Genomic DNA, 13,393 nt, shown 5'->3' with positions numbered 1-13,393 from the left:
TTATGGAGGAACTCGAAGAGTTTTCAGAAAAAGAAGAGTCTAATTTTGATTTCAAAGCAGAGATATATAAATACCTGAAATATTGGAAATGGCTATTGTTTGGCTGTCTTCTCGGCTTATTTATAGCTTATTTATATGACCGTTATACTTTGCCTGCTTACGCTACTCAGGCATCTATGATGATGCTGAATGAGGAGCAGAACAATGTCGTAGGAGCTTTACCTTCAGGAGGAGCTTCTATATTAGCTATTAATGACAATTCCCTCGAAAATCAAATAGTGACCTTAAAATCCAAAAGAATGGTGGAGGGAGTGATAGATGAGCTCAACCTGAACATTACATACTTTCTTGAAGGAAAGGTTATAGCAGTAGAGGCTTACAATAACAGTCCGGTGACCATTGAATTCTTGACTGAAGAAGCCATTGTCCATGATTCGGAATTAAATCTTTGGATTACACCAAAATCCTCTACTGAATTTCAATTAGAAAACGGAGAAGGATTTTCTGAAGTTTACCAGTTTGGAGAACCTATAACCTTAGAAAACCTGAAATTTATTATTTCTCCAGGTCCAACTTTTAGGCCTGAATACAATCCAACAGTCAATATTCTAGTAAAACCATTACGCACAGTGGCTAATGAATATCTGTGGTATATGACCGTTGAACCGCAAGGTAAAGCCAAGGACATTATTTTGCTTTCAATTGTCGGGGAAGTTCCTGAGAAATCGAGGGATTTTCTTAACACCCTCATGATCCATTTCAATGCAGACGGAGTTGCCGATAAAAGACAGGTAGCGCAAAACACAGCCGAATTTATTCAAGAAAGACTTGAGTTAATCAGTCAGGAGCTTGATTCTGTAGAAGGTGGAATAGCTGATTTTAAAAGTGAAAACAAGTTCATGGATGTTACCAGTAGTGCAAGTGAATACATGTCCAAATCTACTAGAGCAGAAGAAAAAATTTTTGAATTAGAGACACAGCTAATGGTTCTAGCGGGAATAGAGAACACCTTATCTTCAGCTAGCCCCTACCAACTTCTTCCTGAAGGGTTGGGTTTGGAACAGGGAGGAATGGGAAGCTCGATTTCACAGTACAATGAACTCGTACTTCAACGAAATGCCTACCTCAAAACAGGGACGGCAAAAAATCCAGTAGTGGAAACTTTAACTGAACAACTGGATGCACTAAGGGAAAATATTTTAAATAATATTGAACAGATACGAAATTCCATTCGTATTCAACTGAAGGAACTAAATCAACTTGATCAGAGGGCAGAAGGTCAATTCAGTACGTTTCCGGGCCTTGAGAAAGGAATCCGCAGCATTGAACGACAGCAGGAAATAAAAGAGCAACTTTATTTATTCCTTTTACAACGGAGAGAGGAATCTGCCATTTCCTTTGCGGCAACTTCCCCCGTAGCCAAGGTTATTGATCCGGCTTTTACATATTTTGAACCGGTAGATCCAAAACCATGGCTTATTTATACTGGAGGAGGAGTTATTGGTTTATTGATTCCACTTCTTATAATATTTGTAATTAATTTTCTTGACACTAAGGTTCATCATAAAGGTGATCTCCATCCGTTAATAAAAAATATCCCATTTTTGGGAGAAGTACCTAAAGTAAGTAAAGATCAGGAGGAGGTAATTCAGATAAATGATCGCTCACCTCTAGCGGAATCTTTTAGGATACTGCGAACAAATCTCGCTTACCTGGTTCAGTCCAGAAACAAAGATAAAGCAGAGGTTCTGTTTGTCACGTCAACAATTAAAGGGGAAGGAAAAACCTTTGTCTCATACAATTTGGCGCGAACTCTGGCTAGTACCGGAAAAAAGATCCTTCTAATAGGTGCAGATATAAGGAATCCAAAACTGCATAAATTCGCCGGAAGTGCATTGGAAACAAAAGGTCTTTCGGATTTTTTATATGATCACGACCTCCAAACGGAAAATGTTATTCGATCTGTTACAAAGGATAACATTCCAATTGATATGGTGTTCTCAGGAGCAATTCCGCCCAATCCTGCTGAGCTCTTAATGAATGACAGGATGGAAGAATTTATTAATAGCCAAAAACCAAATTATGACTTTATTATTGTAGATACTGCACCTACAATGATTGTTACTGATACTCTCCTCATCAGCCAGCTGGCGGATACTACAATTTATGTTACAAGAGCAGGATATACTGAAAAGAAATTGCTTGATTTTCCAAAGGATCTTAGGCAGCAAGGAAAATTGAAAGGTCTTGCAGTAGTGCTTAATGATGTAGATTATTCAAAATTCTCTTATGGTGCCAAATATGGGTATGCATATGGGTATGGTTACGGCTATGAAGCTGACAAGGAGAAAAAAGGATTATTTAATTTCTTGAAAAAACCGTTCAGTAAAAACTAGAAAACAAAAGTCTCTTTAGTTCTTTTGATTATTGGTGTCACAAGCTCAATCTGCTTTTTAAACAATTGAGCTGTCGACAATTTGTCCAGATGCCTCAATTGATGAGTGTCAGTACCCAAAAAGTCTATCATCCCCTCCTCCAGAAGGCGGAAAGCAATTTCCTGCATGTTCTTTCCATAGTGGCCAACAAGGCTAAGCGCATTGAGCTGGAATAAGCAGCCTCTGTCCTTTAATTCTGCGTACTTATTCAAAGATTTGGAATGGAAGAACGCATACCGCTCCGGGTGTGCCAAAACGGGCTTATATTGAGCTGTCTGAAGCTTGAACAGAATTTCATTCAAATTAATGGGAGGCTGGAAATAGGACATTTCTACCAAAACCATATTTTCCATAAGGGTAAGAAGTTCCTCTTCCTGTACCAGTTCGAGAAAAGCCTGGTCCATCATGTACTCGGCAGCCGCTTTGATTTTGGTTTCTTTCATACCTCTCAACTCTAATTCCGTAATAAGAGCTTCTCGGGCCTCTATTATTCTTTCTCGTGTATTGGGATAATAGTCATTCATTACATGTGGGGTAGCTATAAACTGACTGATCCCCAATTTCTGAAAGCCTTTAACCAGTTCAATGGAAGTCTCTACATCTGTAGCACCATCATCAATCCCCGGTAAGATATGATTATGAATATCAATAAAATTGTCAAGGTGATCCCTTAGAAAATATTTCTTTTGAAAAAGGTTGAACATGCGTTACATTTACAAGATAAAATTACTGATTTTAGTTCTAAGTGTATTGAGCTTTATCGGAAGAATACTACTTTTACTGCTCAAAATGAAAGTGTGTTCAGAAAACTCCCTCTTTTACTTTTCTTAATCTTTTCAGCAACTCAAGCACAGGAAGTAGAATATAATGTTTCAGCTACCGGTGAAGGGATTTTATACTCGGGAGAAGAGAGTCCCTTTTGGATACATTCGAACAGACGCGGCAGAATAGATGAAATAACGAATGTCAGTTCCTGGATCACTGGTACCGGGAGGTATGAATTCAGATACGGGGGGATATTACAGGCAGGTTTGGGAGTTCTTTATCACGATGGTTATTCCAGTGAAGCACAATTGGATGAATATTTTGTGAGCTTTGAAAACAGTAGAATTGATGTCTTTGCCGGTCGGAAACAAAACCCCGAGTCTTTTAGTGGAGTAAGTGCTACAAATGAAAATGTTCTTTGGTCAAATAACTCCAGACCTATTCCGGGTATTGGCATTGATCTCAAGCCCCTAACAATATTTGAACGTGCAGGAATAGGATTTAAAGCCTCCTGGGATGAGTTCTTTTCTGACGAGCAGGACAGGTACATTCAGAACATCAGAATTCATCACAAAAGTTTTCACTTTATTTTTAATGGAATCCGAAATATAGAACTCGTGGCAGGAGGGCATCATTATGTCCAATGGGGAGGGAAATCTGAAGAATATGGAGAATTACCGGCCAGTTTTGAAGATTACCTCAGGGTGATCACAGGAGGTAGTATAATAGGAGGTGATGGATTCGTTGGGGAACAGGAGGTGAACGGACTAGGAAATCACCTTGGAGGTTATGAAGTGCAGCTAAATACTTCCATTTCGCATTTTGATGTATCCCTTATCTATAACACAATTTTTGAAGATTATTCCGGTATTAAGCTAAGAAATACTCCCGATGGTCGCTATGGGATCTACATTAAGGACCAACAGCCTGAAAAGTGGGTGCAGGCTTTTATGTACGAATATTATTATACAAGGCATCAAAGTAAAACCTACCCTACTACAGACGGAAAAGATAACTACTTCAATAATCACTTATATAGATCCGGCTGGACCTATGAGAATAGGATTATCGGTTTACCTTTTATGATGCTTGACGAGGACAGATTTAGAGTAGCTCATAACAACATTGTTGCTCACCACATCGGTTTAACCGGCTTGGCATATTATACATATCCATACAAGTTCCTGGCAAGCTACAGGGCAAATTACGGAGCCAAGGGCGGTACCTCCAAACCTGTTGAACAAATCATATCAACTTATCTTGATGTGAATGTTTGGCAGGATTTTATAAATGTGAACCTCCAATTTGGAGCAGACATATATTTTGAAGAGAATTCCTCTAATGTTGGCCTCGGCCTTAGGATTCAAAAAAGCTTTTTTTAAAGCCTTGAATTTCCACAAAATTGGGGCTAAGCCTAAAATATTTATTTTACTGCCTACTATTTACTGTCTACTGCCACTTTTTCACTCATCTTTAAACAATATAGTGTAGCTCAAATAAATTGCTGCAACAGCGGCTAACAAGAAAAATATTATTGCCAGTCCCGGATACCCAAAAATCGTAAATGCCGAAGGTACACTCATCAGCATTGCAGCCCCTATGATCATCGAAGCTATGATCAATCCTAATGTGATCCGATTTGCCACTTTTTGAAAACCATCTGTCAGTCTTTTTTCGTCTATGGCGTCAATGGCAAACCGGAATTCATTTCTCGCCAGATTCTCGGTTATTTTGTCTATCCTGTCAGGCAGATTTTCAACTAACTTTTTAGAGTCCAATAATATTGACAGAACCTCCTCCGGCTTCAGCTCATTGAGCATTTTATTCTGAAGCAGCTTGTTCATGTAATTTCTAACCGCTTCACGTAAATCGTACTCAGGTGCCAAAAATGCAATTATTTGATCCATATTTAAGAGGATCTTTCCAAGAATATTTACTTCCACAGGAAGATGAATTCCGTTCATTGCAGCGCTGCGGTTCATTTGGATCAATAATTTTCCCGTCTGCATGTCTTTTGCAGTACTGTTTTGTCCCTCCTGGACCATGATGTTTATCTGGCGTCTGAATTGTTCTTCAGAATTTTCTTCTCTTTTATTGCTCATTCTAAGAAGAATATCAGCGATTTCCTCACCGTTATTTTTACTTAAAGCTAAAAGAAGTCTAAGAAGAAAATCTTTCATTTTCCTGGAGAACTGGGCTACCATTCCAAGATCAATAAGTGCAATTTTTTCATTTTCCAGAAGATGTACATTTCCCGGATGAGGATCGGCATGGACAAATCCATCTGAAACTATCTGTTTGAGGTAAGCCTCGATGAATTCATCAACAAGAGCTGTATAGTCGTTTTCTGTTTTCTTAAGAGGGGAGATGCTGGTGACTTTTTTCCCTTTTACATATTCCATGGTAAGGACCCTGGAGGTCGTATAGTCCGGAAAGGGCTGTGGCACAATTAACCTCCTATACTCCTTCAGGTTTAATCCCAGGGTCACAAGGTTATTTGCCTCCCTCAGGTAATCCAGCTCATGCAGCATTATCCGCCTTAGCTCTGCCAGTACATCACTAAATGCATATTTCTTCCCGACCTCCGTATGTTTTACGGCCAGACCCGCCATTTCTTCCAGTGTATCGAGGTCCTCCATAAACTTCTTTCTAATTCCCGGCCTTTGGACCTTTACAGCAACAGTTTTACCTGATCTCAACTCTGCAAGGTGCACCTGACCTATAGAAGCACTTGCTAAAGGCTTTTCTTCAAAATAGTTGAAGGCTTTCGAGATTTTGCTTCCAATCTCTCCTTCAACAATTTCCCGAACTTCTTCATATGAAATAGTAGGTAGATCATCCTGAAGAGAAGCCAGGGCCTCCAGGTAACGGTCGGGAAGAAGATCGGGGCGGGTAGATAGTAACTGCCCCAGTTTAACATAAGTAGGACCCATTTGCTTAAGATCTTCCACTAGCTCTTCCGGGGATTGTTCATAATCGTTAAAAGTGCGGGCAGTTTCTTCTTCTAAAGCATTGGATGCAGTCTCATTGAGGAGGTCGCTGTTCCAGTATTTAAGCATAAAACTCAGAAACTTCTGATATCTTTCTAGATTTTCGGGGAGGATTGACATATCGGTTTTTAACTTTCTATTAAAAATAGGATATTATCAGCCGCTTAAGGAGGGTTTTAAAATATTTTAACTGTAGTTGAAGCTCCTGAACGATTAAAGACGGGAATTGATCCTAAACCATTTGCTACACGATAATGTTTTACTCAAACCCCTGAAAGAAAATCAATTAAGAATATCCGCATTTTTAAGCGGCAAAAAAGCCTAAAAAGGTTTGCAGAATACTATCTGATAACATACATTTGCAACCGCAAAATATTTGCAAGTTCATATACAGAATTAGGAGAGTTGCCAGAGTGGTTAATGGAGCAGTTTGCTAAACTGTCGACGAGCAATTGTCGCGTGAGTTCGAATCTCACACTCTCCGCTGAGTTAATTCAAAATTCAGAATTTCTATTTCAAGTTTACTTGGAATTCAGAATTTTAAATATTGAATTTTGAATTATTTCGGGGTGTAGCGTAGCCCGGTTATCGCGCCTGCTTTGGGAGCAGGAGGCCGCAGGTTCGAATCCTGCCACCCCGACAAAACAAAGCCTTGCACGGAAGTGCAGGGCTTTTTTGTTTTAGCCAAGACCCGAACTAGTTCGAGGTCGAAGGATAAAACAAAAAAGACCGTGCAGGCGCTAGCCTGCTGGCTTTGTTTTAGTTACCCCCACACAGGATCACCGACCGCAGGGAGGTAATCCTGAAATTAGAAGTACGAAGGTAGAAGTACGAAGGTAGAAGTACGAAGGTAGAAGTACGAAGGTAGAAGTACGAAGGTAGAAGTACGAGGGCAGAAGTACGAGAGTAGAAGTACGAAATTAGAAATACAAAGGTAGAGTTGCTCATTTTTTTATCATTGCTCACGACCACAACACCAATAACAAAATTTCCCATTAATTTCAATACAACAGGATCATAGAAGTTTACCTATTTTTGATTCTCTATTTAAATTGCATTGCTGCAGTTTTCCCTAAATTTATATCAAAACTTTTTATTGAACCATCCACCATTATATCAATCAAGATTTGACGAGCTGCAGTGCTGCGTCCTTATTCCTACTTATAATAACGAAGTAACGCTGAAAAGGGTAGTAGATCAGGTGATTGAATTCACTGTTAATATAATTGTGGTGAATGATGGCTCTACCGATAATACCTCACAGATCCTCAAAAATTACTCCGCGCTCCGGGTGATACATATTTCCGTAAACAAAGGCAAAGGAAATGCTTTAAAAACAGGTTTCAGAGAGGCTTATAAAATGGGATACAAGTATGCCATTTCGATGGATTCAGATGGACAGCATTTTCCCGATGATCTGCATATATTTTTAGATGCTCTTGAATCTCACCTACCAACAAAACCTGATCTCCTGGTGATAGGATCCCGAAAAATGGATGATCCTACTGTCCCCGAAAAGAGCAGTATCGGCAACCGTTTCTCCAGTTTCTGGTTTTGGGTAGAAACGGGTGTGGATCTCGATGACACCCAGTGTGGTTACAGGCTTTACCCTCTGGAGGCCATTAATTCGTTGAATCTTTATACTTCCAGGTTCGAACTTGAAATAGAGGTGATCGTCAAAGCTTCCTGGGCGGGCGCAAAAGTGATAAATCTTCCGGTAAAGGTATTATATGATCCAAATGAGCGGGTAACTCACTTCAAGCCCTGGCAGGACGTAGCCAGGATCACAGTTTTAAATATTTGCTTTGTTTTTGTTGCAGCCTTTTATATTGCTCCACGCAACCTTCTTCGGAAATTAAAAGGTAAAAAAAAAGAGGTGTCAAAAAAGATCTTTTCGGGTAGTAATATTCCGATGGAATAAATCTCAATCAACACATTTTTCGCAAACCAGCACTGCTTTATCCCCTGAAAACAAAGTGGTGAAAAACAGATAATCTTTTCCACCATCCTTGAACTTCAGCATTTTTCGAAGACTTTCAACCGACTCGGAAAAGTTCCTGGTGGTAATGTTTGCTTTTTTTAGATCAAGCTCTTTTTTAAGCTGTTTTCTTTTATACGGCAGAATTTTCAGGATCCTGAAATGCCTGCCGGGGAAGTTTTTCAGAGTTTCCGAAGTAAAGAGCTGCGTGTTTGGATGTAGCTTTTTTAGATCCAATTTTCTTCCTAAATCAGCAAATAATCCGCTTTTCATGATTGCAGCATTAGGCTCGTACAGATAAGTGAGTGGTTCGCTGTACTCTTCAGTTGATCCATTTCCAAGCAGACTTTCAAAAACCTGCTTTTCATTCTTCTGAAAATTCACTGTTTTGACCAGAACCTGCTCTTCTGAAGGTTCTCTTTGAATGATCCAAAGTAATTCCTTAACATCATTATCCACAGCAACTATATGGATCTCCTCAACATTTTTCAGCTCTTTTAATCCTGCCTGTAGATCTAAAAGAGGAGAGGTTTTGATTAAAATTTTCTTCGACTTTCTCTGGAGTAGTTCCATATTTTCAGGAACATTCGGTAGGCAATCTGAAAGAAAAAATACCCTTCCGCCCAAATCATCTCTGCGGGAAGGATCAAGGTAGATACAGTCGAACTCTTCAGAAGTATTCCGAAGGAATTCCATTCCATCTCCGGCTTCAGAAATGACATTTTTGGCACCTAAGATCTCAAAGTTGTGCCGGGCGATTTCCTGCAATTCTTCATTCAGTTCAAAATGCTTAAGATTTTGCACTTTTTGAGCAAAGTAAAAGGAATCAATTCCGAAACCGCCGGTAAGATCGACCATGTTCGCTCCAAAAGTTAAAGAGGCTTTGTATTCGGCTGTAATTTCCGAAGAAGTCTGTTCCAGATTGAGGTTAGGAGGATAAATAACTCCGTGGGTTTTGAACCAGGTGGGAAGTTTCTTTTCAGCCCGTTTTTTTCCTGAGAGTTGCACCAATAATTCCTGAGTAGAAACTCCTTCAAAAGGACTCCCCTGAAATGCCATTTTTGACACCTCTTCTTTGTAATGCTTCTCAACAAAATCTTGAACCTCCTTATTTAGAAGTCGCCTGTTCATCTAGAGATCCCGGGTAAGTCGTTTTACGATCTTGTACTCACTCAAAGATTCCTTGGCAATTACTTTTACAGCCGTGTAAAAAGGTACAGCAACTACCATCCCCATAATTCCTGATGTAAGTCCTGCAATAAGAATCACAAGGAAGATCTCCAGGGGATGAGAGCGCACGCTGGCTCCGAAAATAAGTGGCTGATTTATGAAATTGTCGATCAACTGACAAATCAAATAGCCGGACATTACGTAAATGAGCTGCGGAAGAATGATCGTCTGAAAATCGGCTCCCAGGTTGCTGGAGATAACAAAAAGAGAGACCAAAATTCCCGCAATGATAGGTCCAAGATAGGGCACGATGTTTAGAAATGCACAAATAAATGCAATCGCTATAGGATTATCGATCTCAAACAGAGATAAAAGTATGCTGTACAAAATGAACAGCACGGTGATCTGCATCGTTAGCCCCACAAAATATCTCGAAAGAAGCACTTTGATCTTATTGAAAACCCTCTGGAATTTATCTTCATGTCCCTTGTTCGCAAAAACAAGAATACTGTTCAACATCAATTTGCTGTCCTTCAGGAAAAAAAAGGCGATAAAGATCACAGAAAAAACGGCAATGATCCCGGCTCCCAGTATTCCGAAGAAATTGTTCAGGTATCGGGGAATGGTGGTGAGATCGAAATTCCGCACAAACTCAGTCTGCTTAATTCCTTCAATAATATCGATTTCTTCAACTCCCAGGTAATTGTTGATCTGGTTATTAAGTTCATTGAGGTCGCGGGTAAAAGCGTCCATGTCGATCTGGCCCAGGTTCTTACTCTGTTCAACAACAATAGGTATAAAAATGGTGATAAGGCCAATAAAACTGCACACCACGAGCAGTAGCACAATGACTACCGCTACTTTATTGGGAACCCTTAGATGATTTTTCAGAAATATCACAACAGGTCTGCCCACCAGTGAAATCACCCCGGCAATGGCAATGTAAATGAGTACCGACTGTATGAGGTACAGGAAATAAAGAAGAAATGCCACTCCGAGTATAATGGCTATAGCCCGAAGGATTCCGTAGGAAAGCTCTTTTTCGTTCACGAAGTAAATATATTATTTCTCATGGAACTGGCTGCAGCCTTTTTGTAATTTCAAAAAGGGCAATAGCTGCAGCATGAGTGACATTCATGCTACTATTTTCCCCAAACATGTTGATGTGTAATGCCTTATCTGCCAGCTTTAAAACCCTGGCCTCAATACCTGATCTTTCATTACCCAGCACCAGGGCCAGCTTTTCTACTTCTGAAAAATCAAAATCCTGGAGTTGTTCACTATCAGAAGTAATTTCTAAAGCAAATATTCTATATCCTGAAGCTTTTAAAGCTCTGCAAATTACTTCGGAATTTTCCTGCTCCTCAAAAATGACATTTTTGACTGTTGCTCTTGCAGTTCTTCTCAACCTGTTACTTTGAATGTCAACGGAAGTACCACAGAAAATGATCTTCTCAATATTGAAGGCATCGGCCAGCCGAAAGAGGCTGCCAATGTTTGCAGGTCCCGAAACTCCGTCCAGAACCAGCACCAGGGGGAACTTTTTCTTTTCAAATCCAGTGTTAGAATGTGTCTTCTGCATTAGTTGGAAAAAGCATATTTTAATATGTTAGCTCCCATCTGTAGAGCCTTTTGCCGCACATCTTCAGGATCATTGTGCACCTGCGGATCTTCCCAGCCATCGCCCAAATCACTCTCATAGGTAAAAAGGCACAAGAGGCGATCGTTCTCAAAAATGCCAAAAGCCTGGGGCCTTAGTCCGTCATGTTCATGGATCTTAGGCAAACCATTTGGAAAATTATAGGCTGCCGAGAATAGAGGATGCGAGGAAGGAAGTTCCTCCAGTTCCTTATCGGGAAAAACTTTTTTCAATTCCCGGCGAACGAATTCATTCATACCGTAATTATCGTCTATATGAAGAAAGCCTCCTGCCAACAAATATTTCCTAAGGTTTGCAGCCTCTTCTTCGCTGAAGAAGACATTTCCGTGCCCTGTCATATGTAGAAAAGGATACTGAAAAATGTCTGTGCTGCCCGGTTCGACCGTTGCCGGACTTGGTTCTAATGACGTATGAATATTTTGGTTACAGAATTTAATGAGGTTGGGTAGGGCAGTAGGGTTGCTGTACCAATCCCCTCCACCGCCGTACTTCAAAATAGCCACTTCCTGTGCCTTTAGCATTCCGGAAGTAGAAATAACCAGAAAAAGTATAATGAGGTATTTTTTCATCTCTCTAAAATAGCAAAAAGAAAGCTGATTATTCTTCATTAACTAAAGCTGCCGTGTGACAGGCTACCACAGCCGCTGTTTCTGTTCTTAACCTACTGTTTCCGAGACTTACAGGATCCCAACCGGCTGCAATTGCCTGCTCTATCTCCTGGGTTGAAAAATCCCCTTCGGGTCCAATTAATATAGTGGCCGAAATGCCCTTTTTGAGAACCTTAGACAGAAGTTTTCTTGGCTTTGACTCTTCACAATGAGCTATAAATTTTGTTTCAGGATGTTCTTGCTTCAGGAATTCAGAAAAATTTACCGGCTCATGGAGTATTGGCACGCGCGTATGCAAAGATTGCTTTAATGCGCTTTGGATCACCCGTTGAAACCGCTCATTTTTCACCACTTTTCTCTCGCTATGGTCACAAATTACCGGTGTGATCTCCTGAATGCCGATCTCTGTTGCTTTTTCAAGAAACCATTCATAGCGATCGTTCATTTTAGTAGGCGCTACCGCAAGGTGCAAGTGATAGGGGGCAGGAGGTTCTTTTTCAGATGATAAAATTCGGGCGCTGCAATTATTTGGCTCGGCCAGGATGATCTCCGTTTCAAACATCCAGCCCTTCCCATTGGTAAGCTGAAGTACATCGCCTTCCCGCTTTCGCAGCACCTTTACAATATGTCTGCTCTCGTCCCTGGAAAAGCGTACTTCCTGGTCATTTTCAGAAACCGAAGGATGAAAGAATAACTGCATAAATCTAAAATTTATATCGCGCTCTGGCGGTGATTCCCATATTGGCGAAATCTTCTGAAAGATATTTGTAATGACCTGCAATAGCGATCATTGCAGCATTATCTGTAGTGTATTCAAATTTTGGAATGAAGGTCTTCCATTGGTGTTTTGCTTCAGCTTCTTTGAGCGTACGTCTAATGCCGCTGTTAGCAGAAACTCCGCCGCCAATAGCAATTTGTCTGATTCCGGTTTGTTTTACGGCTTTTTTCAGCTTATCCATTAAGATTCCAATAATGGTATGCTGGATGGAGGCGCAGATATCTTCAATATTCTCTTCAATGAATTTGGGATTTTCCTTCAATTGCTTCTGAACAAAATAAAGAATGGAAGTCTTGAGTCCGCTAAAGCTGAAGTTAAGTCCGTCTACTTTAGGTTTGGGAAAAGGAAATGCTTTTGGATTTCCTGTTTGCGCGTATTTATCAACTAATGGTCCGCCGGGATAGGGGAGGCCGAGAATCTTTGCACTCTTGTCAAAAGCTTCTCCAACAGCATCATCCAACGTTTCTCCAATGACTTCCATTTTAAAGTAGTCATTGACCTTAACAATCTGGGTATGTCCACCGCTAATGGTTAGCGCCAGGAAAGGAAATTCAGGTTTATTATATTCCTCTTCCTCAATAAAATGAGCCAGGATGTGAGCCTGCATATGATTTACTTCCAGTAAGGGAATTTTCAAACCTAAGGAAAGGGATTTTGCGAAGGAGGTTCCTACAAGCAATGACCCCATTAATCCGGGCCCTCTGGTGAAGGCAATGGCCGAGAGGTCTTCTTTTTTTATACCGGCTCTGGAAAGCGCCTCATGGATCACCGGCACTATATTCTGTTGATGGGCCCTGGAAGCAAGTTCTGGAACTACTCCGCCATATTTTTTGTGCACCTCCTGGGTAGCGATTACATTGGAGAGGATTTTTCCATTATGTAGTACGGCTGCGGCCGTGTCATCACAGGAGGATTCAATGCCTAGTATGTAAATATTTTGTACTGCCATCCTTAGTTTTTAGGCCCGAAAATTGTTAATATTGTTCGCAAAGTTATAACTAAAAAATCT

General features: G+C 40.4%; 12 protein-coding genes and 2 tRNA genes. 5 read left to right on the top strand and 9 right to left on the bottom strand.

Features of this window, described 5'->3' with window-relative positions; translation table 11 throughout:
- The first annotated feature begins 2 nt into the window (after positions 1-2).
- Positions 3-2,396: a GumC family protein gene (locus VR862_RS01545; protein ID WP_324719178.1), complete on the top strand. Its 2,394-nt coding sequence runs from the start codon at positions 3-5 to the stop codon at positions 2,394-2,396.
- Here the strand turns inward: VR862_RS01545 and VR862_RS01540 are convergent.
- Positions 2,393-3,139: a tyrosine-protein phosphatase gene (locus VR862_RS01540; protein WP_324719177.1), complete on the bottom strand. Its 747-nt coding sequence runs from the start codon at positions 3,137-3,139 to the stop codon at positions 2,393-2,395. The genes VR862_RS01545 and VR862_RS01540 overlap by 4 nt on opposite strands.
- Before the next feature lie 93 nt (positions 3,140-3,232).
- Here VR862_RS01540 and VR862_RS01535 point away from each other — a divergent pair, with 93 nt between their 5' ends.
- The gene (locus VR862_RS01535) at positions 3,233-4,582 is read left to right on the top strand and encodes a capsule assembly Wzi family protein (RefSeq protein ID WP_324719176.1); all 1,350 of its coding nucleotides are present in this window, start codon (positions 3,233-3,235) and stop codon (positions 4,580-4,582) included.
- Positions 4,583-4,663: 81 nt separating this feature from the next.
- On the opposite strand, the gene VR862_RS01530 is transcribed toward VR862_RS01535, so the two are convergent.
- Positions 4,664-6,310, bottom strand: a complete 1,647-nt coding sequence (locus VR862_RS01530; RefSeq protein WP_324719175.1) for an ABC1 kinase family protein — start codon at positions 6,308-6,310, stop codon at positions 4,664-4,666.
- A gap of 279 nt (positions 6,311-6,589) precedes the next feature.
- On the opposite strand from VR862_RS01530, the gene VR862_RS01525 reads away from it, so the two are divergent.
- Positions 6,590-6,674, top strand: a tRNA-Ser gene (locus VR862_RS01525).
- A gap of 81 nt (positions 6,675-6,755) precedes the next feature.
- Positions 6,756-6,830: transfer RNA gene (locus VR862_RS01520), tRNA-Pro, on the top strand.
- A gap of 119 nt (positions 6,831-6,949) precedes the next feature.
- On the opposite strand, the gene VR862_RS01515 is transcribed toward VR862_RS01520, so the two are convergent.
- A complete protein-coding gene (locus VR862_RS01515; RefSeq protein ID WP_324719174.1) occupies positions 6,950-7,186 on the bottom strand; it encodes a hypothetical protein in 237 nt (78 codons plus the stop codon).
- Between the two features lie 100 nt (positions 7,187-7,286).
- Here VR862_RS01515 and VR862_RS01510 point away from each other — a divergent pair, with 100 nt between their 5' ends.
- Positions 7,287-8,111: a glycosyltransferase family 2 protein gene (locus VR862_RS01510; RefSeq protein WP_324719173.1), complete on the top strand. Its 825-nt coding sequence runs from the start codon at positions 7,287-7,289 to the stop codon at positions 8,109-8,111.
- Between the two features lie 3 nt (positions 8,112-8,114).
- On the opposite strand, the gene VR862_RS01505 is transcribed toward VR862_RS01510, so the two are convergent.
- From VR862_RS01505 to tsaD, 6 genes are all read right to left on the bottom strand, one after another.
- Positions 8,115-9,227, bottom strand: a complete 1,113-nt coding sequence (locus VR862_RS01505; protein ID WP_324719172.1) for a THUMP-like domain-containing protein — start codon at positions 9,225-9,227, stop codon at positions 8,115-8,117.
- Positions 9,228-9,299: 72 nt separating this feature from the next.
- Complete coding sequence (locus tag VR862_RS01500) at positions 9,300-10,388, bottom strand: AI-2E family transporter (RefSeq protein ID WP_324719171.1); 1,089 nt, start codon at positions 10,386-10,388, stop codon at positions 9,300-9,302.
- A 19-nt stretch (positions 10,389-10,407) separates the two neighbouring features.
- Complete coding sequence (locus tag VR862_RS01495) at positions 10,408-10,920, bottom strand: TrmH family RNA methyltransferase (protein ID WP_324719170.1); 513 nt, start codon at positions 10,918-10,920, stop codon at positions 10,408-10,410.
- On the bottom strand, positions 10,920-11,567 hold the full coding sequence (locus VR862_RS01490; RefSeq protein WP_324719169.1) for a DUF4159 domain-containing protein: 648 nt from the start codon (positions 11,565-11,567) through the stop codon (positions 10,920-10,922). Before VR862_RS01490 ends, VR862_RS01495 begins: the two co-directional genes overlap by 1 nt.
- A gap of 28 nt (positions 11,568-11,595) precedes the next feature.
- Positions 11,596-12,306, bottom strand: a complete 711-nt coding sequence (locus VR862_RS01485) for a 16S rRNA (uracil(1498)-N(3))-methyltransferase (RefSeq protein ID WP_324719168.1) — start codon at positions 12,304-12,306, stop codon at positions 11,596-11,598.
- Positions 12,307-12,310: 4 nt separating this feature from the next.
- Positions 12,311-13,333, bottom strand: a complete 1,023-nt coding sequence (gene tsaD / locus VR862_RS01480; RefSeq protein ID WP_324719167.1) for a tRNA (adenosine(37)-N6)-threonylcarbamoyltransferase complex transferase subunit TsaD — start codon at positions 13,331-13,333, stop codon at positions 12,311-12,313.
- Between the last annotated feature and the right edge of the window lie 60 nt (positions 13,334-13,393).

Origin of the sequence: Salinimicrobium aquimaris (genome assembly GCF_035607535.1) — a bacterium.
Classification (GTDB): domain Bacteria; phylum Bacteroidota; class Bacteroidia; order Flavobacteriales; family Flavobacteriaceae; genus Salinimicrobium.
The sequence above is the reverse complement of the archived record's forward strand: the minus strand, read 5'-3'. Positions and strand labels throughout refer to the sequence as shown.

What these genes read in the sequence shown, in the direction of transcription:
- VR862_RS01545 (WP_324719178.1), top strand. Translation starts at nt 3, where the DNA reads ATGGAGGAACTCGAAGAGTTTTCAGAAAAAGAAGAGTCTAATTTTGAT.
- VR862_RS01540 (WP_324719177.1), bottom strand. Translation starts at nt 3,139, where the DNA reads ATGTTCAACCTTTTTCAAAAGAAATATTTTCTAAGGGATCACCTTGAC.
- VR862_RS01530 (WP_324719175.1), bottom strand. Translation starts at nt 6,310, where the DNA reads ATGTCAATCCTCCCCGAAAATCTAGAAAGATATCAGAAGTTTCTGAGT.
- VR862_RS01515 (WP_324719174.1), bottom strand. Translation starts at nt 7,186, where the DNA reads ATGGGAAATTTTGTTATTGGTGTTGTGGTCGTGAGCAATGATAAAAAA.
- VR862_RS01505 (WP_324719172.1), bottom strand. Translation starts at nt 9,227, where the DNA reads ATGGCATTTCAGGGGAGTCCTTTTGAAGGAGTTTCTACTCAGGAATTA.
- VR862_RS01495 (WP_324719170.1), bottom strand. Translation starts at nt 10,920, where the DNA reads ATGCAGAAGACACATTCTAACACTGGATTTGAAAAGAAAAAGTTCCCC.
- VR862_RS01490 (WP_324719169.1), bottom strand. Translation starts at nt 11,567, where the DNA reads ATGAAAAAATACCTCATTATACTTTTTCTGGTTATTTCTACTTCCGGA.
- VR862_RS01485 (WP_324719168.1), bottom strand. Translation starts at nt 12,306, where the DNA reads ATGCAGTTATTCTTTCATCCTTCGGTTTCTGAAAATGACCAGGAAGTA.
- tsaD (WP_324719167.1), bottom strand. Translation starts at nt 13,333, where the DNA reads ATGGCAGTACAAAATATTTACATACTAGGCATTGAATCCTCCTGTGAT.